Consider the following 22,154-nt stretch of genomic DNA (forward strand, 5'->3'; position numbering starts at 1 on the left):
TCAAACCTCCCAGGGAGATCAAGATGCCTGCAATGCATGTGCGATTGGGGGCCTTCTCGGCTGCCCTCGTGCTGGCTGCCGCCCTTTCCACGACAGCGTTCGCGCAGAAAAAATACGATACCGGTGCATCCGACACCGAAATCAAGATCGGCAACATCATGCCCTACAGCGGACCGGCCTCCGCCTACGGCGTGATCGGCAAGACCGAGGAGGCCTATTTCCGCAAGATCAACGCAGAAGGCGGCATCAACGGCCGCAAGATCAACTTCATCAGTTATGACGACGCCTACTCGCCGCCGAAGACGGTGGAGCAGGCGCGCAAGCTGGTCGAGAGCGACGAGGTGCTGCTGATCTTCCAATCGCTCGGCACGCCGCCTAACTCCGCAATCCAGAAATACATGAATTCGAAGAAGGTGCCGCAGCTGTTCGTCGCAACCGGCGCCACCAAGTGGAACGATCCGCAAAACTTCCCGTGGACGATGGGCTGGCAGCCCAACTACCAGATCGAGTCGATCATCTACGCCAAGTACATCCTGAAGAACCATCCGAACGCCAAGATCGCCTTGCTCTACCAGAACGACGACTACGGCAAAGACTATCTGAAGGGCTTCAAGGACGGACTCGGCGCCAAGACCTCGATGATCGTAATGGAGGAAAGCTACGAGGTATCGGAGCCGACCATCGACTCCCACATCGTCAAGCTCAAGGCGACCGGCGCCGACGTGTTCTTCAACATCACGACGCCGAAATTCGCGGCACAGGCGATCAAGAAGAACGCCGAGATCGGATGGAGGCCACTGCACTTCCTCAACAACGTCTCGGCCTCAATCGGCAGCGTGATCAAGCCGGCCGGCTTCGAGAACGCTCAGGACATCATCTCCTCGCAATATTTCATGGATCCGACCGACGCGCAGTGGAAGGACGACAAGGCGATGATTGGCTGGAACGAATTCCTGGATAAGTACTATCCGGAAGCGAACCGCGCCGACGCCTCGGTGATGTACGGCTACGTCGTCGCACAAGGCCTGGCGCACGTGCTGAAATCCTGCGGCGACAATCTGACCCGCGAGAACATCATGAAGCAGGCCGCCAATATCAAGGACTACGAGCCGGCCGGCCTGTTGCCGGGCATCAAGGTCAACACGTCGGCCACCGATTTCGCGCCACTCTCGCAGCTCCAATTGATCCGATTCAAGGGCGAGCATTGGGAGCGATTTGGCGAGGTCCTGAGCGGCGACGTCGGCGGCTGACCTTACCCAGTTGCTTAAGATGTAGCCCAATCGACTAAATACGCAGCCCCTGCGGCCTTGCCGCAGGGGCTTTTCCTTGAAGCGTTCGGGCAAATCGTATTGAATTGCGGCCGCGTCGCGAAAAAAATCGAGACAAGAAAAGGGACGCACACACAAAGAAAAATAGGGAGATTGGAATGCCTGCTGTCACCGGCAAGCTTGCGGCCGCATCATTGGCGCTCGCGCTCATCGCGGCTTCGACCTCAACTGCATCGGCCCAGAAGAAATACGATACCGGCGCGACCGACACCGAGATCAAGATCGGCAACATCATGCCTTACAGCGGACCGGCCTCCGCCTATGGCATCATCGGGCGCACCGAAGCCGCCTACTTCAAGAAGGTCAACGACGAAGGCGGCATCAACGGCCGCAAGATCAATTTCGTCTCCTACGACGACGCGTACTCACCGCCGAAGACTGTGGAGCAGGCCCGCAAGTTGGTCGAGAGCGACGAGGTGCTGCTGGTCTTCAACTCGCTCGGCACACCGCCGAACACGGCGATCCAGAAATACATGAACTCGAAGAAGGTGCCGCAGCTGTTCGTCGCCACCGGCGCCACCAAGTGGAACGATCCGCAGAACTTCCCCTGGACCATGGGCTGGCAGCCCAACTACCAGAGCGAGACGCAGATCTATGCGAAGTACATCCTGAAGGCCATGCCGAACGCCAAGATCGGCGTGCTCTACCAGAACGACGATTACGGCAAGGACTATTTGAAGGGCCTGAAGGACGGCCTCGGCGCCAAGGGCGCAAGCATGATCGTGCTGGAGGAAAGCTACGAGACTTCGGAGCCGACCATCGACAATCACATCGTCAAGCTGAAGGCGACCGGCGCTGACGTCTTCATCAACATCACCACGCCGAAATTCGCGGCACAGGCGATCAAGAAGATCTCCGAAATCGGCTGGAAGCCTACCCACTTCCTCAACAACGTGTCGGCCTCGGTCGGCAGCGTGATCAAGCCCGCCGGCTTCGAGAACTCGCAGGACATCATCTCGGCCGCATATCTGAAGGACGTGTCCGATCCGCAGTGGAAGGACGATGCCGGCATGAAGGCCTTCCTGGAGTTCATGACGAAATACTTCCCCGAAGGCGACAAGCTCGACGGCGGCACCATCGTCGGCTACGGCGTGGCACAGACGCTGGTCGAAGTGCTGAAGAAGTGCGGCGACAATCTCACGCGCGAGAACGTCATGAAGCAGGCGGCGAGCCTGAAGGATTTCCGCACCGAAGTGCTGCTGCCCGGCATCAAGATCAACACCGGCGCGAACGACTTCGCACCGATCAGCTCGCTCCAGCTCATGAAGTTCAAGGGCGACAAATGGGATCTGTTCGGCGACGTGATCAGCGCCGACGCCGGCGGCTAGCCGCAAGAAAGCACGGAACAGGCCCCCTGCGTGCCCACGCAGGGGGTCTTTGTTTGCGCTGGGATTATGATCACGCGATTGCACAATCGAATGATGGTAAAGCCTGCTTACGCTTTCGCGCCCGATGCGGTAGGCATGTGACTGGCGCTTGCCGCCGACCTCCCCTGTCTTCCGAAGGCCTTCGTCATGACCGACCGCCGTCCCCTGCTCCGCGCGCTCTACGATGCCGCCGTTGCCGCCGCCCATCCCAATGTGGTGCTGGCCCCTCACTTGCGGCCTGCTCCCAAGGGACGCGTGATCTGCCTCGCCGCCGGCAAGGGTGCCGGCGCGATGGCCGCGGCGGCGGAACGGCACTATCTCGATACGCTCAAGCTCGCGCCGGAGCGGTTGGTCGGCATCGCCACCACGCGTCACGGCTACGGCGTACCGACACGCCGCATCCGCGTGGTCGAGGCCGGTCATCCCGTGCCCGACGAGGCCGGCCTCAAGGGCGCAGCCGACACGCTGGCGCTCGCCGGCGAGGCCGGCCCTGACGATCTGCTGCTGGTGCTGCTCACCGGCGGCGGCTCGGCGAACTGGATCGCGCCCGTGGACGGCATCAGCTTCGCGCAGAAGCAGGCGGTCAACAAGGCGCTGCTGCGCTCGGGTGCGCCGATCGGCGAGATGAATGTCGTGCGCAAGCACCTGTCGCGCATCAAGGGTGGCCGGCTGGCGCGCGCCGGCAGGAGTGCCGCGGAGATCATCACGCTGGCGATCTCCGACGTGCCGCATGACGATCCTTCCGCGATCGCCTCCGGCCCCACCGTGCCCGATGCGACAACGCTGGCGGACGCGCGCGCGATCGTCGCCAAGTACAGGCTCGACATCGACGATGCCGTGCGCCGCGCCCTCGACGATCCCAATAACGAAAGCTGCAAGCCGGGTGACGCCGCCTTCGCGCGCGCGTCGTTCGAATTGATCGCGCGGCCCAAGCAATCGCTGGACGCCGCGGTGAGGCTCGCGCGCGAGGCCGGCTACGAGACCATCGATCTCGGCGCCGATCTCGAAGGCGAGGCGCGCGAGGTCGCGGCCGATCATGCCAGGCTGGCGCTGCAAGCACGCGCCCAGGGCAAGCGCGTCGCGATCCTCTCCGGCGGCGAGCTCACGGTCACCGTGCGCGGCCAGGGGCGCGGCGGGCCGAACCAGGAATACGCGCTGGCGCTCGCCGAGCTGCTCAAGGACACGCCGGATATTTCGGCGCTCGCCGGCGACACCGACGGCGCCGACGGCGGCGCCGGCAACCCGACCGATCCCGCCGGCGCGCTGATCGACTCCGCGACCTTCGCGAAGATGAAGGCGCAGGGGCTGCAGCCGCAGGCCTATCTGGACAACAACGACGCGACGACGTTCTTCGAGGCGACCGGGGATCTGCTGCAGCCCGGCCCGACGCTGACAAATGTGAACGACGTCAGGGTGATCTTGGTGGATTAGCGTGAGCGCGGCTTACCGCTTGCCGCTGACGTGCTCCAGCAGCGCGAGCAGGCCCTTCAACAAGTCCGTCGGCGACGGCGGGCAGCCCGTGATGTGCAGATCCACCGGAATGGTCTCGGACACGCCGCCAACGCAGGCGTAGCTGCCTCTGAAAATACCGCCATCGATCGCGCAGCCGCCGACCGCGACGACCCATTTCGGATCGGGCGTCGCGTTGTAGGTCCGCTCCAGCGCCTGTCGCATGTTCTTCGTCACCGGACCCGTGACCAGCAGCACGTCGGCGTGCCGCGGCGAGGCGACGAAGCGCAGGCCGAAACGTTCGATGTCGTAGAAGGCGTTGGACAGCGCGTGGATCTCCAGCTCGCAGCCGTTGCAGGACCCGGCATCGACCTCGCGAATGGCAAGAGAACGCCCAAGCCTGGCCTGGGCCGCGCGGTCGACTTTCGCTGCAAGCTCCGCCAGCGCGTCCGGCGCCGGCGCGGGCTCCGTCAGTGAGCCATGGGTGAGGCTTTCGAGCAGGGTCTTGCGCATGGCTTAGAGGTCCGCGCCCGAATAGGAACAGTTGAACGACTTGTTGCAGAGCGGAAAGTCGGCAATGATGTTGCCCTCGATCGCAGTTTCCAGCAGCGGCCACTGGAACCACGAGGCGTCGCGGAGTTGGCAGCGTTCGACGCGCAACTCACCATCGAGCCGCAGCCACACCAGAACGTCGCCGCGGAAGGCTTCGGTCAGCGCCAGGCCTTCGCATGCGCCGCGTCCCGCCAGCGGCGCGCTCCTGATCTCGCCCGGCTCCATCAGATCGAGGATCTGCGCGATCAGCTCGACGCTCTGCTCGACCTCGCGGATGCGGATCCAGACCCGTGCGTTGACATCGCCGGCTTCCAGCACCGGCACCTCGAACGACAATTGATCGTAGGGCGCGTAAACAAGCGTGCGTCGTGCATCGAAATTGCGGCCCGAGGCGCGGCCGACATAGCCGCCGGCGCCGAACTGACGCGCATAGTCCGCCTTCACGGTGCCCGTGGTGACGGTGCGGTCCTGCAAGGATGCGGTGTTGTCGTAAAGCTCGATCAGGCGCGGGAATACCTTCTTGATTTCAGCAAGCAGCGTTCGCAGCGCCGGGATACCGTCGGGCGCGATGTCGCGCGCCACGCCACCGGGCACGACGACGTCCATCATCAGGCGATGGCCGAATGCTGCATCCGCAGCGCGCAGGGTCCGCTCGCGCAAAATGCCGGTCTGGGCGTGCATCAGCGCGAACGACGCATCGTTGCAGATCGCGCCGATGTCGCCGAAATGATTGGCGAGCCGCTCCAATTCCGCCATCAGCGCCCGCAAGTAGGTCGCGCGCCGCGGCACCTCGATGTCGAGCGCGGCTTCCGCCGCACGGGCAAAGGTGAAAGCGTAGGCCACCGCGCTGTCGCCGGAGGTGCGATTGGCGAGCTTTGCCGCGGCCTCGAGGCTCGCGCCCTGCATCAGCGACTCGATGCCCTTGTGGGTGTAGCCGAGCCGCTGCTCCAGCCGAACCACATGCTCGCCATTGGCGGTGAAGCGGAAATGGCCGGGCTCGATGATCCCGGCATGGACGGGGCCGACCGCCACCTGGTGCAACGCCTCGCCCTCGGACGGCAGGAACTGGTACGGCCGCACCTCGCGCGCTGCGTTGCGGACCGAGAGCGGATAGGATTTGCCCCAGACGTCGTGATCGAGCCATGGCCGCACATCGTCAGCGCCGGTCGGAACAAGCCCGAACAGATCATGAATGGTCCGCTCGAGCCGAAGCGCCGGCGGATGACGGCTGGCGACGCTTGGAAATGCGCCGGCCGTACACGCGTAGGTCACGACCGCGATCTCGGCCGAGCCTCCATCGAGCATCGCCATATGCACCGCGGTCGGCTCGCCCCAGAAGCCAAGCAGGGTGAGGCCTCCCTTGACCAGGCGATCGATCGCCGCCTGCCAGCCCGCCTCCGTCACGACCGCGCGCGGCCAGGGTCGGTGCGACGGCACCGCGTTGACATGGGGGATGCTGTCGAGGATGCCCATGGCCTACCCCAGGAGCTTCGCGACGTTCTGGAAGCCGGTGACCAGCACCGGCGGCAGATAGATGCCGGCCATCAGAACCAATCCGAGATGCGTGAACATCGGCACGTAGGAGGCTTCCGCGGGCGCGGTCTTGCCTTTGGGCTCGCCGAACATCACCGGGCCGATCCGCAAGAAAAGCCCGCCGAGCGCAATGATGATGCCGAGCACCAGGATCACCGTCAGCCAGGGCGCGCGGGCGAAAGTCGAGCTCACCACCAGGAACTCGCTCATGAAGATCCCGAGCGGCGGCAGCCCGACGATGGCGATGACGCCGAGCATCAGGCCCCAGCCGAGCGCGGGGTTGGTCACCGTGAGCCCGCCGATATCGGCGATCTTCTGCGTGCCCTTGACCTGTGCGATGTGGCCGACCGCGAAGAAGATCGCCGACTTGGTCAGTGAATGCATGGTCATGTGCAACAGCCCTGCGAAATTCGCGAGCGGCCCGCCCATGCCGAAGGCGAAGACGATGATGCCCATATGCTCGATCGAGGAATAGGCGAACATCCGCTTGATGTCGCGGCGCCGGTACAGCATCAGCGCGGCGAAGATCACCGAAATCAGGCCCATGGTCACCATCAACGGACCCGGCGCGATCGCCGCGGAGTTGACCGCGAGCATCATCTTGAAGCGCAGGAGCGCATAGAGCGCGACGTTGAGCAACAGGCCGGACAGCACCGCCGAGATCGGCGTCGGGCCCTCGGCATGCGCATCCGGAAGCCAAGCATGCAGCGGCGCGAGGCCGACCTTGGTGCCGTAGCCGAGCAGGAGGAAGGCGAAGGCGACGTTGAGCAACGCCGGGTCGAACTGTGCGGCGTGCTTCACCAGCACCGTCCATACCATGCCGTCCAGCCCCTCGCCCACGACGGGGCGCGCCGCCATATAGACCAGGATGGTGCCGAACAGCGCGAGCGCGATGCCGACGCTACCGAGAATGAAATATTTCCAAGCTGCCTCCAGCGCCTCATGGGTGCGGTAGATGCCGACCATCAGGACGGTCGTCAGCGTCGCCACCTCGACCGCGACCCACATCAGGCCGATATTGTTGGCGAGGAGCGCGAGGTTCATCGCGAACATCAGCGTCTGATACATCGCGTGATAGAAGCGCAGGAACGCCGGCGCCAGGCGCCCGATCTCGATCTCGTGCTGGATGTAGCTCGCGCTGAACACCGATGTGGTGAAGCTGACGAAGGTGGTCAACACGATGAAGACCTTGTTGAGGTCGTCCATCAGCAGATATTGCCCCGATACCGGTTCGACCACGAACAGCGAGAGTGAGGTAAGAAAGGTCGCGAGCGCTGCCACTACGTTCAGCTTCGCCGTCAGCCGGTAGCCGGGCAAAATTGCCAGCAGCGCCGCCGAGAGGGCCGGAATCAAGAGGATGGTGCTGAGGGCGTCGATACTCATCGCCGCTCTCCGCGAAAGCGATCAAGCTCCTGCACGTCCACGCTGTCGAAACGCTCGCGGATCCGGAACAGGAAGATGCCGATCACGATGAAGGCGATCAGCACCGAGAAGGCGACACTGATCTCGACCACCAGCGGCATGCCCTTGGCGCCGGTTGCCGCCAGCACCAGCCCGTTCTCCAGCGACATGAATCCGACGACCTGGCTCACGGCGTTGCGTCGCGTAACCATGATCAGGAGCCCCAGCAGCACCACAGACAGCGCGAAGGCAAGGTCCTCGCGCGCGAGCGCGTCGGCGCTCGGCGTCACCCGCAGCATCACCACCATCGACAGCGCGACGAGGCCGATCCCGGCCATCATGGTCAACCCGATGCCGATCGCATTCTCGATCTCGCGGTGGATACCGAGCCGCTTGATGATCCGGTGCAGCGCCACCGGGATGATGATGGCCTTGAAGACCAGCGCGATCAGCGCCGTGACATAGAGATGCGGCGCTTGCTGCACATAGGCCTGCCACGCTACCGATAGCGCCAGCACGCCGGCATGCAGCGCATAGACATTGAGCAGCGCATAGAGCCGGTCCTGATAGAGCATCATGAAGCTCGCCAGCACGAGGCAGCCGGCGAGCAGATGGGCGATGTCGAATTGCAGGCTGCTCATCTCTTAGAGGCTCCCCGACACGAAGCGCAACAGGGTGGCAAGCAATGCCAGCATCAGCGCCGCGCCCAAGAACTCCGGAATCCGGAACACGCGCATCTTGGCGATCGACGTCTCGAACACGGCGAGCAAAAAGCCAAGCACCGCCAGCTTGCCGAAATAGAGCAGCGCACCGAAGACGAGCCTCGCAACGCCCGCGTCCGCAGTCGCCGTGCCCCATGGCAGGAACACGCAGGCGATCAGCGAGACATAGAGCAGGAGCTTGAGCTGCGACGACAGATCGATCAGCGCGAGATGCCGCCCCGAATATTCCAGCACCATGGCCTCGTGCACCATGGTGAGCTCGAGATGGGTGGCGGGGTTATCGACGGGGATGCGGGCATTCTCCGCCAGCGCTACGATGGTCAGTGCCACGAACGCCATGCCCAGGGACACACGCAGACCGACCGCGTCCGAGCCCATGAACTCGGCCACGTTGGAGAGCTGCGTCGAGCCGGCGATCATCGCAACCGAGAATACTGTGATCAGCATCGCGGGCTCGGCGAGGGAGGCGATCATGACCTCGCGGCTGGAGCCGATGCCACCGAAGGCGGTGCCGACGTCCATGCCGGCGAGCGCCTGGAAGAAACGGGCGCTGCCGAGCAGCGCAATGATGGCGATGAGGTCGGCGGTCCAGGAGAACAACAGGCCATTGCCGAAAGTCGGCACTAGCGAGGCGGCGACCCAGGTGCCCGCGAAGATCAGGTAGGGAATGACGCGGAACAGCCAGGATGCGTTGTCCGCGAGCACGACGTCCTTGCGCATCAGGCGAATGAGGTCGCGATAGGGTTGAAGCAGCGGCGGCCCGCGCCGGCGTAGCAGCCGAGCCTTCACCTTCCGCACGAAACCCGTCAGCAGCGGCGCGAGCCCCAGCACCAGCGACATCTGGGCGCCCTGGGAGAGGATATCGCGCAGCGCGTTCATAATGCCACCACCAGCAGCAGCACGATCAGCGCCACGAAGACGAGCGTCAGATAGCGGCGGATGGTGAGGAACTGCAGGATATTGATGCGGTCGGTCGCAAAGCCGATGACCTTCGCAATCGGCGCGTACAGCACATCCCAGATCAGATCGTGCAGTTCGACCTGGAGCCGCGCAGGAGCCGGCGAGGACGGCGGCGGCATCTCGCCGATCTCGCGCGCGGCAAAGATGACGCCGCCGAACACGCGGCGGATCGGCTGCGAGAAGCTGGAGGCCGAGTACTGGATCGCCGGGTTCGGATCGGGATAGCCGCAATCCCAGGCCGGCGCGCGGCGTAAGCGATCGGAGGCGAGACGGTGAATGGCTGTCGCCGCCGTCGTGCCGCAGAGTGCCGCGAACAGGAACACCAGAAGGCCGTTATAGGAGCTGCGGCCTTCCGCGATCGGCACGATGGTGAGCCACTGCAATCCGACTTGATGCGGCATGGTGTTGCCGACCATATCCTTGCTCACCGGCGCCAGCGCATCGATGAACAACCCGGGCAGGATGCCGGCAACGAGACAGAAGGCGGCAAGCACGAGCATCGCGGTCAGCGAGAAGCGGTCGGTCTCATGTGCTGACGCCGCGACATCCGAACGCGGCCGGCCGAGGAAGCTGATGCCATAGAGCTTGACGAAGCAGGCCGCGGCAAAGGCAGCCGCGAGCGCCAGCAGACCGCCGACCGCCGGAATGACCAGCTTGAGGCCCCAGGAGGGCAGCTGCGGCGAGAGCAGGATCGCCTGGAAGGTCAGCCATTCCGAAACGAAGCCGTTGAATGGCGGCAATGCCGAGATCGCGACGCAGCCGACCAGCACCGCGAATGCCGTCTTCGGCATGCGATGGATCAGTCCGCCGAGCTTCTCCATGTCGCGCTCGCCGGTTGCTCCCAGCACCGCGCCGGCGCCGAAGAACAACAGGCTCTTGAACAGCGCATGATTGAATACATGCAGCATCGCCGCGGTGAAAGCGAGCGCCGCCACCCAGTCGAGTCCTTCCGCCTTGAAAGCCAGCGCCAACCCGAGGCCCGTGAAGATGATGCCGATGTTCTCAATCGTTGAGTAAGCGAGCACGCGCTTGATATCGCGCTGCATCAGCGCGTAGAGCACGCCCAGCGTCGCCGACGGACCGCCGACCAGCAGCACCACCATGCTCCACCACCACACCGGTTCGGGCAAAAGATCAAAGACGATGCGCACGAAGCCGTAGACGGCGACCTTGGTCATGACGCCGCTCATGAGGCCGGAGACGTGGCTGGGTGCGGCGGGATGGGCGAGCGGCAGCCAAGCGTGCAGCGGCACCAGGCCAGCCTTGGAGCCGGCGCCCAGCAGCATGAGGATCACCACCACGCCGCTCAACGCAGCGGAAGGATGCGAGGCTCGGATCGCATCGAAATCGTAGCCGGCGCCGCTCGCGAGCAGGCCGAAAGCGAGCAGCAGCGCCAGCGTACCGAAACTTGCCATCAAGAGATAGACATAGCCGGCGCGGACATTCTCGGCCTCCCGGTGATGCGAGACCACCATCGCCCAGGAGGTCAGCGACATGAATTCCCAGGCGACCAGGAAGCTGAAGGCATCGTTTGCCAGCACGACGACGTTCATCCCCGCGAGATAGGCGGGATAGAACGGCAGCACGCGACCGGGGGAGTCCTCGTGCCGGCCATAGCCGAGCGCGAACAGGCTCGCAGCGGCGCCGCCGAGATTGACGACAACGAGGAAGAAGGCGGACAGCGCATCGAGCCGGAAATGGGCACCGAGCCAGGGTAGGCCGATCGGCAGTGTCGCGCTCGGCGCCAGATGAGGGAAGAAGAGCAGATCTGACAGCGCCGTGACACATAGCGTCGATGAGGCGATCAGGCATCCGCCGTAGAGGATGATCGAGCCGCGCGGGCGCGTCGACAGCACGACTCCCGCAGGCGCCAGCGCCAGCAGAGCCGCCACTGACCATAGCGCCACGGCGATCATGGCCACTCCTGGATCATGATTTGCGCGCGCGTCATCGCTATTGGCCGCCTGCGCTCGGGGGTGGAGACTTCAGCCGCACACCGCGCCCCCCGGCGCTCGACACGGCCCCCTCGGCGATCAGCTCGATGCCGGCAACCGACAGCGCGTCGACCAGCTTCACCAGGGAATCGACATTGCCGCGAATCACCCCTTCGGAGGCCTCCATGCGCTGGATCGTCGGCAGCGACAGCGAACAGCGCTGCGCGAGTTCGCGCTGGTCGATCCTGAGCAAGGCACGGGCGGCTCGAAGCTGCGCTGCGGTGATCACGGGGGCACAACGTCCGTGGCAGTTACAGTGCTTGATTAACCAAGCTTAGGACGCGCAAAATGACGTTTCAAGCATCATCTTCTAGATGCAACGCATCATTCCGTTCGGTGTCCTCCGAGCTTACGCCCTCCGGACGCGTGTGGCGCGCTGATCGATGCTGCGACCTTCGCGAGGATGAAGGCGCTAGAGCTGCAGCCGCAGGCCTATCTCGACAACAACGACGCGACGACGTTCTTCGAGGCCACGCGCGATCTGCTGCAGCCCGGCCCGACGCTGACGAACGTGAACGATATCAGGGTGATCCTGGTGGATTGACGTTCGCTTACCCTCCCCTGGAGGGGGAGGGTCGGCTCGCGATCGAGCGCAGCGAGACGCGGTGGGGTGACAGTCTCTCCACTGATGCAGTGCCCGAGTGGAGAGATCACCCCACCCCGCCCACGCTACGCGCGGGCGACCCTCCCCCTCCAGGGGAGGGTTAAGAGTCAAAACTCGTTCGCGATCTTTGCGAGCATCCCGATCAGGGCCTCGCGGTTGGTCTGGCCGAGCAGGTCGTTCAGCCGGGCCTCGTGCTTGGTGGCGACGAGCTTTTTTGCGCGCGCCAGCACGGCCTTGCCCTTGTCGGTCAAGACCAGGATGTGCGAGCGGCGGTCGTTGGTGGAGCGTATCCGCGCGCAAAGGTCGCGGCTCTCCAGATTGTCGAGCATCGCCACGAAATTCGGGCGCAGGATGCCGAGGGTGGAGGCGATCTCCGTCTGGTTACGGCCGGGGTTCTTCTCGACCAGCAACAGCACCGAGAACTGCGCCGGCGTCAGCTGGAGCGAGGCCATGCAGCGCAGAAAGTTCTCGAACACCTTGAGCTGCGCCCGTTTCAGGACATAGCCGAGCTGCTCGGAGAGCTCGCCGAGCTGGAGAGCCTCGCTCTGCGCCTCGGCCGCGTCCTTGCGGCCCTTGGCCGCGTCGGCCGGCTTCTCGGAGGACTTTTCAGCGGTCTTGGAAACGGTCATCGCCTCGTGCTCGTAATCCCGCTAAATTCGGGACGGTCGCCCGCCACCCTTGATGTTATATTTGATAATTGTTATGGATCATATCAAATATCGTCAGCGTTTTTCAATGGCTGTGAGCGGACCGTCCACCGCAATCGGGAGGGCCGGTCCGGATTAGGGGGAGCGTCCGGTCTTGAATACCACCATCATGCTGTTCCTGGTGCAGGACGGCATCACCAATGGCGCGATCTATGCGCTGCTCGGCCTGGCACTGGTGCTGGTGTTCGCCGTCACCCGCGTCATCCTCATTCCCCAGGGCGAATTCGTCACTTATGGCGCGCTGACCTATGCCTCGCTGGCCGCGGGCCAGATGCCGGGCACGGCAAAGCTCGCGCTGGCGCTGGGCATCGGCGCTTTCGCCTTCGACCTATTCGTGGCGCGCAAGGCGCTGCATGCCCGGCTGATCCTGCGCAGCTGCATCGCCAACATCGTGCTGCCGGCCATCGTGCTGGCGCTGACCATCTATTTCGCCGCCCAGAAGCCGCCGGTCGCGGTCTGCATCGCCCTGTCGCTGGTGATCGTGGCGATGATCGGCCTGTATCTCTACCGCATCGCATTCCAGCCGCTGGCGCACACCTCCGTGCTGGTGCTGCTGATCGCCTCGGTGGGCGTGCACCTGGCGCTGCAGGGCCTCGGCCTGTTGTTCTTCGGCGCCGAAGGCCAGCGCGGACCTGCCGTGCTGTCCGGCGCCTTCACCGCCGGCGCGCTGCGCTTCACCGGCCAGAGCATCACCGTCTACGCCATCACGATCGCCTTCATCGTCGCCCTCTGGCTGTTCTTCGGCCTGACGCTCTACGGCAAGGCGCTGCGCGCCACCGCCGTGAACCGGCTGGGCGCACGGCTCGCCGGCATCCGCACCACGCTGTCGGGGCAGATCGCCTTCCTGCTGGCCTCGGTCATCGGCGCGCTCTCGGGCATCATGATCGTGCCGATCACGACGCTGTATTACGACTCCGGCTTCCTGATCGGCCTGAAGGGCTTCGTCGCCGCGATCATCGGCGGTCTCGTGAGCTATCCCCTCACTGCCGTCGCGGCGCTGGTGGTCGGCATCGTCGAGGCGTTCTCGTCCTTCTATGCCTCCAACTACAAGGAGGTGATCGTTTTCATGCTGCTGATCCCCGTGCTGCTGCTGCGCTCGCTCGCCGCGCCCGCGGTCGAGGAAGAGAAGGACTGACGCCAAGATGCAGAGCCGGCTTCCCATCCTCATCTTCGCAGCTCTGATGGCGGCGATCCCGTTTGTCCCGGGCATGCCGCCGTTCTGGATCGTGCTGCTCGACAATATCGGTCTTGCGGCGCTGGTCGCGATGGGCCTCGTGCTGCTGACCGGCGTCGGCGGCCTGACCTCGTTCGGACAGGCCGCTTTCGTCGGCTTCGGCGCCTACACCACCGCGGTGCTGTCGACCGCCTACGGCCTATCGCCGTGGCTGACGCTGCCGCTGTCGCTTCTGGTCAGCGGATCGCTGGCGGTGCTGCTCGGGCTGATCACGGTCCGCCTCTCCGGTCATTATCTGCCGCTCGGCACGCTGGCCTGGGGGCTTGGGCTGTTCTATCTCTTCAGCAAGCTGGAGTTCCTCGGCCGCAACGACGGCATCTCGGCAATCCCGCCGCTGTCGATCGGCGCGTTCAAGATGCTCTCGCCCGGCTCGATCTATTATGCGATCTGGGTTGCCGTGATCGTCTCGGCCCTGCTGACGATGAACCTCCTGGACTCCCGCACCGGCCGCGCCATCCGCGCGCTCAGGCGCGGCCACGTCGCGGCCGAGGCTTTCGGCGTGCACACGCCGCGCGCAAAGCTGCTGGTGTTCATCCATGCCGCGGTGCTCGCCGGCCTTTCGGGGTGGCTCTACGCCCATCTTCAGCGCGCGGTGAACCCGACGCCGTTCGGCGCCCAGGCCGGCATCGAATATCTCTTCATCGCCGTGGTCGGCGGCGCCGGCTATGTCTGGGGCGGCGTCTTGGGCGCCGCGATCGTCGTGGTGCTGAAGGAGGTGCTGCAAAGCTATCTGCCGCTGATCCTGCCCGGCTCCGGCCAGGTCGAGACCATCGTGTTCGGCATCATGCTGGTGGCGCTGCTGCAGCTCGCGCCCGGCGGCCTGTGGCCGTGGCTGATGTCGTTCCTGCCCGAGCGGACCGGTGGCAGGAAGCCTGACACCTCGCTGAAGCTGGAACATCGCGCCCGCGCGGCCGGCGAGTCCGGCGTCCTGCTTCAGGTCGAGAAAGCGCGAAAACAGTTCGGCGGCGTGGTCGCGGTCAACAACGTCTCCTTCGACGTTCAGGCCCGCGAGATCGTCGCGCTGATCGGACCGAACGGCGCCGGCAAGAGCACCACCTTCAACCTGATCACCGGGGTGCTGTCGGCGACCTCAGGCTCGATCTCGGTGCTCGGCAGGAAGGTCGACAAGGCGCCGCCCCAGGAGATCGTCAAGCTCGGCATCAGCAGGACCTTCCAGCACGTCAAGCTCGTCCCCGACATGACCGTGCTGGAGAACGTCGCGATCGGCGCCCATCTGCGCGGCCACTCCGGGCCGATCTCATCGATGCTGCGGCTCGACCGCACTGATGAGGCCAAGCTGCTCGCGGAAGCCGCCCGCCAGATCGAGCGCGTCGGCCTTGCAGACCAGATGCACCAGCTCGCAGGCAGCCTTTCGCTCGGCCAGCAGCGCATCGTCGAGATCGCCCGCGCGCTGTGCGTCGATCCGATGCTGCTGCTGCTCGACGAGCCGGCCGCGGGCCTGCGCCACATGGAGAAGCAGCGCCTCGCGACGCTGCTGCGCGAGCTGCGCGACGGCGGCATGAGCGTGCTCCTGGTCGAGCACGACATGGGCTTCGTCATGAACCTCGCCGACCGCATCGTGGTGCTCGATTTCGGCACCAAGATCGCGGAGGGCACCCCCGCCACGATCAAGACCAATCCCGAAGTGATCAAGGCCTATCTCGGAGTGGCGGCATGAGCGCGCTGTTGTCCGTCACTGACGCGCATGTCGCCTATGGCAAGGTCGAGGCCGTGCGCTCGGTCTCGCTCGAGGTCGGCACCAACGAGATCGTCACCATCGTCGGCGCCAACGGCGCCGGCAAGACCACGCTGCTCTCGGCCGTCATGGGCATCTTGCCGCTGAAGGGCCGCGTCGCCTTTGCCGGGCAGGATCTCGCCCGGCTCGACATCGAGGACCGCGTCGCGATGGGCCTCGGCCTCGTCCCCGAGCACCGCGAACTGTTCGTGACCATGAATGTCGAGGACAATCTGGAGCTCGGGGCCTTCCGCATCGAGCGGAGCCGGGCGAAAGCCTCGATGGAGCGGGTGTACGCGCTGTTTCCGCGGCTGAAGGAGCGCCGCAAGCAGCTCGCCGGCACCTTGTCCGGCGGCGAGCAGCAGATGCTCGCGATGGGCCGGGCGCTGATGGGCGAGCCGAAGCTCTTGATGCTGGACGAGCCGAGCCTCGGCCTCGCGCCGATCATCGTCGCCGACATCTTCCGCATCGTCACCGAGCTGCGTGCCAGCGGCGTCTCCGTGCTGCTGGTCGAGCAGAACGCACAGGCCGCGCTGAAGATCGCGGACCAGGCCTATGTGATGGAGCTCGGCGAGTTCGTGCTCAGCGGCAAGGCCAGCGACATCGCCGCGAACGAGCGGGTCGCGGCGAGCTATCTCGGCTTCCAGCACGAAGGCGAGAGTCGGATCTAGGTCTCTCCTCTCCCTCTCCCCGTTCTTACGGGGAGAGGGTCGGGGTGAGGGGCTGCCTCCGCGCAGACGGTGATAGCCGAGCTCGCGATCTCTCCTCGTCATTGCGAGCGTAGCGAAGCAATCCAGAATCTTTCCGCGGAGACACTGGATTGCTTCGCTACGCTCGCAATGACGGTGTAGATGGAGCAGCCGCTATATCAAGCAGATCGATTCGCGGAGGCTCCCCCTCACCCGGATCGCATCTGCGATGCGATCCGGCCTCTCCCCGCACGCGGGGAGAGGCGAAGAGGGCCGCTCAAGTCGTCGCGGCCTTCTCCCCCTTCAGCGCCGCGACCTCCGCCTCCAGTTCCGCGATTCTCGCGTCTCTCGCCGCCAGTGCCGCCGCCACATCGCCCGCGTCGAACTTCTGCGGGATGTGCTGCGGGCAGTTGGTGTCCCAGGCTGCGATCTTGAACAGGATCACCTGCTCGGGCCGCGCGCGGTAGCCTTTCGGCATCAGCGACATGGTCAGCGCTTCGTCGTCTTCGACGACGCGCGCCTCGCCCCAGATCTTCACCCGGCGGCGATGGGCGTAGTCCATCACGAAGATGTAGGCCCTTGGATTCTCCGAGAGATTGCCCTGGGTGATGAACTGCTGGTTGCCGGCATAGTCGGCGAAGGCTAGCGTCTGCTTGTCCAGCACCTTGAGAAACCCCTTTGGCCCGCCGCGGTGCTGGATGTAGGGCTGGCCGTCCGCGGAGGCGGTCGCGAAATAGAAGCTGTTGGCTTCGGTCAGGAAGGCGGCGAGGTTTTCATCGACCTCGGTGCGCCAGCCGCGCTGCTCGCTGCGGGCATAGGCCTCACGCGAACCCTTGCGCGCCTGGATCGCCTTCACCGCGGGCGAGAAGGCGACGTCGCTGGCATAGGTGTGGACTGCGGTCGTCATCGGAACGTCTCCTGAAATTCCGGCGCATCTCTGTGTCTTCGCTGATCAAGATGGAGCTTCCGCCGGCCAGAACAATCTGACCACTTGACACTTCATCATTGCAATATATGCAATAATGCCATGGATCGCCTGGAAGCCATGCACGTCTTCGTCACCGTCGCCGATCTGCACGGCTTTGCGCCGGCCGCGCGAAAACTGCGGCTGTCGCCGTCGGCGGTGACGCGGATGATCGCGGCACTGGAGGAGCATCTCGGCGCGCGGCTGCTGCAGCGGACCACGCGGCAGGTGACGCTCACCGATGTCGGCACGCGCTATCTGGAGCGTGCGCGGCGCATCCTCGCCGATGTCGAGGAGGCCGACGGCTCGGCGCGGCAGGAGCGCAACCGGCCGAGCGGACGGCTGGTGGTGTCGGCGCCGGTCGGCTTCGGGCGGCTGCATGTCGGGCCGGTCATGACCGCCTATCTCAAGCGCTACCCTGAGGTCGCCGCCGAGCTCAGGCTTTCGGACCACCTCGTCAACCTCGTGGAAGACGCGGTCGACGCCGCCGTCCGCATCGGGCATCTCGCCGATTCCTCGCTGGTCGCGCGCCAGGTCGGCGAGATGCGGCGGATCGTGGTGGCCGCGCCCGGCTATCTCAAGCGCCATGGCGAGCCGAAGACGCCTGAGGCCCTGCTCGAGCACCAAGCCATCCAGTTCGGCCCCTGGTCCGAATGGCGCTTCCTGCGCGATGGCCGCGACATCGAGGTGACGCCGACCCCGCGCTTCACCAGCAACAGCGCCGACGCGGCCCTGCAATATGCCGAGGCCGGCGGCGGTGTGACGCGCGTGCTGGCCTATCAGGCCGCTGAGGGCCTGAGGCGTGGGCGGCTGAAGATCCTGCTCGCCGCATACGAACAACCGGCGCTGCCGATCCACATCGTCTACCCGACCTCGCGCCTGCTCTCAGCCAAGGTGCGCGCGTTCGTTGATCTCGTGGTGGAGACGGCGGAGTGGAGGTTTGGGTGATGGTTGCCTGTGTCCCGGGACAAGCTGCAACACCCTTGGCGTTGCGGCGCAGAGCCGGGACCCATATGTCGCAGAGTACCATGTCGAGACATGGTTCCCGGCTCTGCGCAGCAGCGTTACACGCTGCAGCGCGTCCGGGACACGGAGAGACTACCCCTTCTTCGGCACCACGCGGAACGTGCCGCTGGCACGCGCGATCACGGCGTCGTCAGCCTTCACCAGGCACTGCGCGAAGCAGATCGTGGAGCCGGTCTTGATCGCTTCGCCTTCGACCGCGAGCCACTGGCCGATCTCGGCGGCGCCGACGTAATCGACCGACAACGAGATCGTCACGAGCGAGGTCGTCCATCCCGTCGCCTGTGCGCAGCTATAGCCCATGGCGGCATCGGCCAGCGCCGCAATCAATCCGCCATGGATCAGTCCGCGTGCGTTGGTGTGCGGCGTCGCCAGACGCAATCCGACGGTGACCCCCTTCTCGGTCTTCTGCGAATAGAGCGGCTCCCAGGGATCGGTGAGCGGCGCTTTGCGGAAATGCGGCTCGAAGCCGGCGGGGATGTCTGTGGTGGGCATGGCTGTCTCGCGTTGCTGTATCGGCAGCATTGAACGCGATGTGGATGACGGTTTCACCGCCTACAAAGTTTTAAACGGGATTTGCGGGGGTGTTTGAAACGGGCTCGCCGTCATTGCGAGGAGCTCTTGCGACGAAGCAATCCAGGCTGTCTCCGTGCCGAGATTCCTGGATTGCTTCGCCTCGCTCGCAATGACGATGTGGAGGCACCGGCCTAAAACGGCAGCCCCACATAATTCTCAGACAGCGAGGTCATCGCCGCTTGCGACTGCGTGACGTAGTCGAGCTCGGCGAGCTGGATGCGCGCGCCGATGGTGCCGGTGTCGGGGAATTTGTGCAGCATCGAGGTCATCCACCAGGAGAAGCGCACGGCTTTCCAGACCCGCGCCAGCGCCTTGGCGGAGTAAGCGTCGATGCCGGCGCTGGATTTCTCGTCGTAGAACTCGCGTAATGCGCTCGACAGATAATGCGCGTCGGAAGCGGCGAGGTTCAGGCCCTTGGCGCCGGTCGGCGGCACGATGTGGGCGGCGTCGCCGCACAGGAACATCCGGCCGAACCGCATCGGCTCGGCGACGAAGCTGCGCAAGGGCGCGATGCTCTTCTCGATCGACGGACCCGTGACGAGGCTGTCGGCCGCCTCCTGGTCGAGCCGGCGCTTCAACTCGTCCCAGAAGCGGTCGTCCGGCCATTGGTCGACATGATCCTCGAGCGAACATTGGACATAGTAACGGCTGCGCTTGGTCGAGCGCATGGTGCAGAGCGCGAAGCCGCGGGCGTGGTTGGAATAGATCAGCTCATGGCTGACCGGCGGCGTATCCGACAAGATGCCGAGCCAGCCGAAGGGATAGACCCGCTCGAACTCCTCGATTGCCGAGGCTGGGACGCTGGCGCGGCTGACGCCGTGAAAACCGTCGCAGCCGGCGATGAAGTCGCAATCAAGCGTGTGGGTGACGCCGTCCTTGACGTAGGTCACGCGCGGGTGACCGCCGTCGAAATCATGCGGCTGCACATCCCTGGCCTCGTAAACGGAGATGAGGCCGGCGACCTTCCTCGCATTCATCAGGTCGAGCGTAACCTCGGTCTGGCCGTAGATCATCACCGTCTTGCCGGTCGCGCCTTTCATGTCGATGCGGTGACGGCGGCCGGAGAAGGCGAGCTCGATGCCTTCATGTACCAGGCCCTCGGCATGCGCCCGCGCCCCAGCTCCGACTTGGTCGAGCAGTGCGACCGTTCCCTCTTCCAAGAGACCGGCGCGAATGCGGCCGAGCACATAGTCCGGGCTCTGCCGCTCCACGATGACGTTGTCGATCCCGCAGGTGTGCAGAAGTTGCCCAAGCAACAATCCGGCCGGCCCGGCCCCGATGATTGCGACCTTTGTCCGCAATACTTGCTCCTCCCGATGCTGTAGGCTTTCGTCGCGGGCTGCTTGTGGCAAAGGCCCGCAGGCGATAATTATATCATATAATTGTTGGGCAAAAGGGGAGCGATCGTCGTCCGAGCAGCGACAAATCCATGCAACATGGCTGACGTAGATGGCGCGACAGGGGGCGCGCGTCAGTTCCGGCTTGAACGCGCCGGCCAATTAGATAACATGTTAATTAACGAGCCGGGCCAACGAAGCCCGCCTTCGAAAAAGGGAGAGACGCGTGATGAGGAAAGCCTGTCTGGCTTTGCTGCTGGCAGCAAGCGTGAGCCCTGCGTTGGCGCAGGACAAGACTTTTGACCTGAAGGTCTCGCACTGGGTGCCGGCCTCGCATCCGCTGCAGAAATCGCTGGAAGACTGGGTGGCCGCGGTGAACAAGGATTCCGGCGGCACCATCACAGGCAAGGTGTTTCCGGCCCAGCAGCTCGGCAAGGCGTTCGACCATTACGACATGGCGCGCGACGGCATCGCCGACGTCACCTATGTCAATCCGGGCTACCAGCCCGGCCGCTTCCCGATTATCGGCGCCGGCGAACTGCCGTTCCTGATCTCGGACGCCAAGGGCGGCTCGATGGGGCTGGACACCTGGTATCGCAAATATGCCCAGAAGGAGATGAAGGACGTCAAATACTGCCTCGCCTTCGTCCACTCGCCCTCCTCGTTTCATTCCCGCACCAAGAAGATCGTCAACCCTGAGGACGTGAAGGGCATGAAGATCCGCCCCGCCCACGCCACCATGGCGAACTTCGTCACCTCGCTCGGCGGCACCAACGTGCAGTCCTCCGCGCCTGAGGTCCGCGACATTATCGAGCGGGGCGTCGCCGACGGCGTCACCTTCCCCTGGGGCTCCCTGGTGCTGTTCGGCATCGACAAGGTGACCAAATACGACATGGAGGCGCCGCTCTACACCACGACCTTCGTGTTCGTGATCAACAAGGACAAGTACAATGCGATGTCCGACAAGCAGAAGGCTGCGATCGACAAGAACTGCACGGTCGAGATGGCGGGCGCGGTCGGCGAGCATTGGGGCAAGTTCGAGGATGCCGGCATCGACAAGGTGAAGGCGGAATCCGGCCACGAGGTCTACAAGCTGACGGCCGAGCAGACTGCCGCCTGGAAGAAGGCCGCCGAGCCGCTGGTCAAGACCTGGGGCGACGGCGCCAAGAAGACCGGCGCCGATCCGGATGCGGCGCTGGCGGATCTGAAGGCCTCGCTGAAGAAGTACAACGCGCTGGCGGAGTGAGGCCGCGATGCGATCGGTCTTTCCTCCCCCTCTCCCCGTTCTTAGGGGGAGAGGGTTGGGGTGAGGGGCTGCTTCCGCAAAGTGGGTGACAGATGGACTCGCGGAGAGTCCCCCTCACCCGCATCGCATCGCCGATGCGCTGCGGCCTCTCCCCGCACGCGGGGAGAGGCGAAGGCGCCGCGGGAATAGAGATCAAATGACAGCACACGACGGAAAACACCCATGAAGCGCTCCTGGATGGACCGCATCATCGACTCGATCGAATGGATCGCGGCCGGTTTCGTCGGCATCGTCGCGCTCGACATCTTCCTGTCGGTGCTACTCCGCAACACGCTGAACTATTCGATTCCCGACAGTTTCGACATCGGCCGCATGCTGCTCGGCATCCTCATCTTCTGGGGCATCGCCGCGACCTCCTATCGCGGCACCCACATCACGGTCGACCTCGTCTGGGGCAATGTCGAGCCGCGCTATCAGCGCTGGATCGACGTGTTCGCGACCCTGGTGTTGCTGTTCGTCGTGACCGTGCAGACCTGGACGCTGTTCGACAAGGTGCGCGGCACCTACAACGACAACGTCCAGACCTTCGACATGCACATGCCGACCTGGCCGTTCTTCGCGGTCGCCTGGATCGGCGACGTGTGTGCCGTGCTGCTGATCGCGATCCGCACCTACCGGCTGATCTTCCATCCCGAAGAGATGCATGACCCCAAGCTGAAGGCGACGGAGTAAT

General features: G+C 64.6%; 20 protein-coding genes and 1 pseudogene. 10 read left to right on the forward strand and 11 right to left on the reverse strand.

Features of this window, described 5'->3' with window-relative positions:
- The first annotated feature begins 23 nt into the window (after window positions 1–23).
- The 3 genes from ACVIIV_RS03435 (at window position 24) to ACVIIV_RS03445 (ending at window position 4,126) form a co-directional block, all read left to right on the forward strand.
- Window positions 24–1,250 carry an ABC transporter substrate-binding protein gene (locus ACVIIV_RS03435; protein WP_456742914.1) on the forward strand — a complete coding sequence of 409 codons (1,227 nt, stop codon included), beginning with the start codon at window positions 24–26 and terminating at the stop codon, window positions 1,248–1,250.
- A gap of 176 nt (window positions 1,251–1,426) precedes the next feature.
- Window positions 1,427–2,656: an ABC transporter substrate-binding protein gene (locus ACVIIV_RS03440; protein ID WP_456742915.1), complete on the forward strand. Its 1,230-nt coding sequence runs from the start codon at window positions 1,427–1,429 to the stop codon at window positions 2,654–2,656.
- 186 nt (window positions 2,657–2,842) lie between these two features.
- Complete coding sequence (locus ACVIIV_RS03445; protein ID WP_456742916.1) at window positions 2,843–4,126, forward strand: glycerate kinase type-2 family protein; 1,284 nt, start codon at window positions 2,843–2,845, stop codon at window positions 4,124–4,126.
- A gap of 12 nt (window positions 4,127–4,138) precedes the next feature.
- Here ACVIIV_RS03445 and ACVIIV_RS03450 read toward each other — a convergent pair whose 3' ends face one another.
- Genes ACVIIV_RS03450 through ACVIIV_RS03480 form a run of 7 tightly spaced genes read right to left on the reverse strand, consistent with a single transcriptional unit; the run spans window position 4,139 to window position 11,535 of the window.
- A complete protein-coding gene (locus tag ACVIIV_RS03450) occupies window positions 4,139–4,657 on the reverse strand; it encodes an NADH-quinone oxidoreductase subunit B family protein (protein WP_456742917.1) in 519 nt (172 codons plus the stop codon).
- A gap of 3 nt (window positions 4,658–4,660) precedes the next feature.
- Window positions 4,661–6,169 carry a hydrogenase large subunit gene (locus tag ACVIIV_RS03455; protein WP_456742918.1) on the reverse strand — a complete coding sequence of 503 codons (1,509 nt, stop codon included), beginning with the start codon at window positions 6,167–6,169 and terminating at the stop codon, window positions 4,661–4,663.
- A 3-nt stretch (window positions 6,170–6,172) separates the two neighbouring features.
- Window positions 6,173–7,612 carry a hydrogenase 4 subunit F gene (locus ACVIIV_RS03460; RefSeq protein WP_456742919.1) on the reverse strand — a complete coding sequence of 480 codons (1,440 nt, stop codon included), beginning with the start codon at window positions 7,610–7,612 and terminating at the stop codon, window positions 6,173–6,175.
- Window positions 7,609–8,271: a hydrogenase-4 component E gene (locus ACVIIV_RS03465; RefSeq protein ID WP_456742920.1), complete on the reverse strand. Its 663-nt coding sequence runs from the start codon at window positions 8,269–8,271 to the stop codon at window positions 7,609–7,611. Before ACVIIV_RS03465 ends, ACVIIV_RS03460 begins: the two co-directional genes overlap by 4 nt.
- 3 nt (window positions 8,272–8,274) lie before the next feature.
- On the reverse strand, window positions 8,275–9,231 hold the full coding sequence (locus tag ACVIIV_RS03470) for a respiratory chain complex I subunit 1 family protein (protein WP_456742921.1): 957 nt from the start codon (window positions 9,229–9,231) through the stop codon (window positions 8,275–8,277).
- Window positions 9,228–11,234 carry a hydrogenase 4 subunit B gene (hyfB, locus tag ACVIIV_RS03475; protein WP_456742922.1) on the reverse strand — a complete coding sequence of 669 codons (2,007 nt, stop codon included), beginning with the start codon at window positions 11,232–11,234 and terminating at the stop codon, window positions 9,228–9,230. The genes ACVIIV_RS03470 and hyfB overlap by 4 nt, the downstream gene beginning before the upstream one ends.
- A 31-nt stretch (window positions 11,235–11,265) precedes the next feature.
- Entirely contained in the window at window positions 11,266–11,535 is a 270-nt protein-coding gene (locus tag ACVIIV_RS03480; protein ID WP_456742923.1) for a helix-turn-helix domain-containing protein, read from the reverse strand.
- A gap of 126 nt (window positions 11,536–11,661) precedes the next feature.
- Between ACVIIV_RS03480 and ACVIIV_RS03485 the strand changes: the two are divergent.
- Window positions 11,662–11,850: pseudogene (locus ACVIIV_RS03485) on the forward strand (MOFRL family protein); the annotation flags it as partial.
- Window positions 11,851–12,017: 167 nt separating this feature from the next.
- Here ACVIIV_RS03485 and ACVIIV_RS03490 read toward each other — a convergent pair.
- On the reverse strand, window positions 12,018–12,539 hold the full coding sequence (locus ACVIIV_RS03490) for a MarR family winged helix-turn-helix transcriptional regulator (protein WP_456742924.1): 522 nt from the start codon (window positions 12,537–12,539) through the stop codon (window positions 12,018–12,020).
- Between the two features lie 172 nt (window positions 12,540–12,711).
- Here ACVIIV_RS03490 and ACVIIV_RS03495 point away from each other — a divergent pair, with 172 nt between their 5' ends.
- From ACVIIV_RS03495 to ACVIIV_RS03505, 3 genes are read left to right on the forward strand one after another with little or no spacing between them, the layout of a single operon-like run.
- Window positions 12,712–13,752, forward strand: a complete 1,041-nt coding sequence (locus ACVIIV_RS03495; RefSeq protein ID WP_456742925.1) for a branched-chain amino acid ABC transporter permease — start codon at window positions 12,712–12,714, stop codon at window positions 13,750–13,752.
- Window positions 13,753–13,759: 7 nt separating this feature from the next.
- Window positions 13,760–15,529, forward strand: a complete 1,770-nt coding sequence (locus ACVIIV_RS03500; protein ID WP_456742926.1) for a branched-chain amino acid ABC transporter ATP-binding protein/permease — start codon at window positions 13,760–13,762, stop codon at window positions 15,527–15,529.
- The gene (locus ACVIIV_RS03505) at window positions 15,526–16,257 is read left to right on the forward strand and encodes an ABC transporter ATP-binding protein (protein ID WP_456742927.1); all 732 of its coding nucleotides are present in this window, start codon (window positions 15,526–15,528) and stop codon (window positions 16,255–16,257) included. Before ACVIIV_RS03500 ends, ACVIIV_RS03505 begins: the two co-directional genes overlap by 4 nt.
- Window positions 16,258–16,552: 295 nt before the next feature.
- Here ACVIIV_RS03505 and ACVIIV_RS03510 read toward each other — a convergent pair whose 3' ends face one another.
- A complete protein-coding gene (locus tag ACVIIV_RS03510) occupies window positions 16,553–17,182 on the reverse strand; it encodes a pyridoxamine 5'-phosphate oxidase family protein (RefSeq protein ID WP_456742928.1) in 630 nt (209 codons plus the stop codon).
- Window positions 17,183–17,302: 120 nt separating this feature from the next.
- Between ACVIIV_RS03510 and ACVIIV_RS03515 the strand changes: the two genes are divergently transcribed.
- A complete protein-coding gene (locus ACVIIV_RS03515) occupies window positions 17,303–18,187 on the forward strand; it encodes a LysR family transcriptional regulator (RefSeq protein WP_456742929.1) in 885 nt (294 codons plus the stop codon).
- A gap of 150 nt (window positions 18,188–18,337) precedes the next feature.
- Here ACVIIV_RS03515 and ACVIIV_RS03520 read toward each other — a convergent pair whose 3' ends face one another.
- On the reverse strand, window positions 18,338–18,757 hold the full coding sequence (locus tag ACVIIV_RS03520; RefSeq protein WP_456742930.1) for a PaaI family thioesterase: 420 nt from the start codon (window positions 18,755–18,757) through the stop codon (window positions 18,338–18,340).
- 212 nt (window positions 18,758–18,969) lie between these two features.
- Window positions 18,970–20,139 (reverse strand): 4-hydroxybenzoate 3-monooxygenase, encoded by a 1,170-nt coding sequence (gene pobA, locus ACVIIV_RS03525; RefSeq protein ID WP_456742931.1) that lies wholly within the window; start codon window positions 20,137–20,139, stop codon window positions 18,970–18,972.
- A gap of 265 nt (window positions 20,140–20,404) precedes the next feature.
- Here pobA and ACVIIV_RS03530 point away from each other — a divergent pair, with 265 nt between their 5' ends.
- The gene (locus tag ACVIIV_RS03530; RefSeq protein ID WP_456742932.1) at window positions 20,405–21,421 is read left to right on the forward strand and encodes a TRAP transporter substrate-binding protein; all 1,017 of its coding nucleotides are present in this window, start codon (window positions 20,405–20,407) and stop codon (window positions 21,419–21,421) included.
- 222 nt (window positions 21,422–21,643) lie between these two features.
- A complete protein-coding gene (locus ACVIIV_RS03535; RefSeq protein ID WP_456742933.1) occupies window positions 21,644–22,153 on the forward strand; it encodes a TRAP transporter small permease in 510 nt (169 codons plus the stop codon).
- The last annotated feature ends 1 nt before the right edge of the window (window position 22,154 follow it).

Source organism: Bradyrhizobium sp. USDA 4354 (assembly GCF_054060315.1).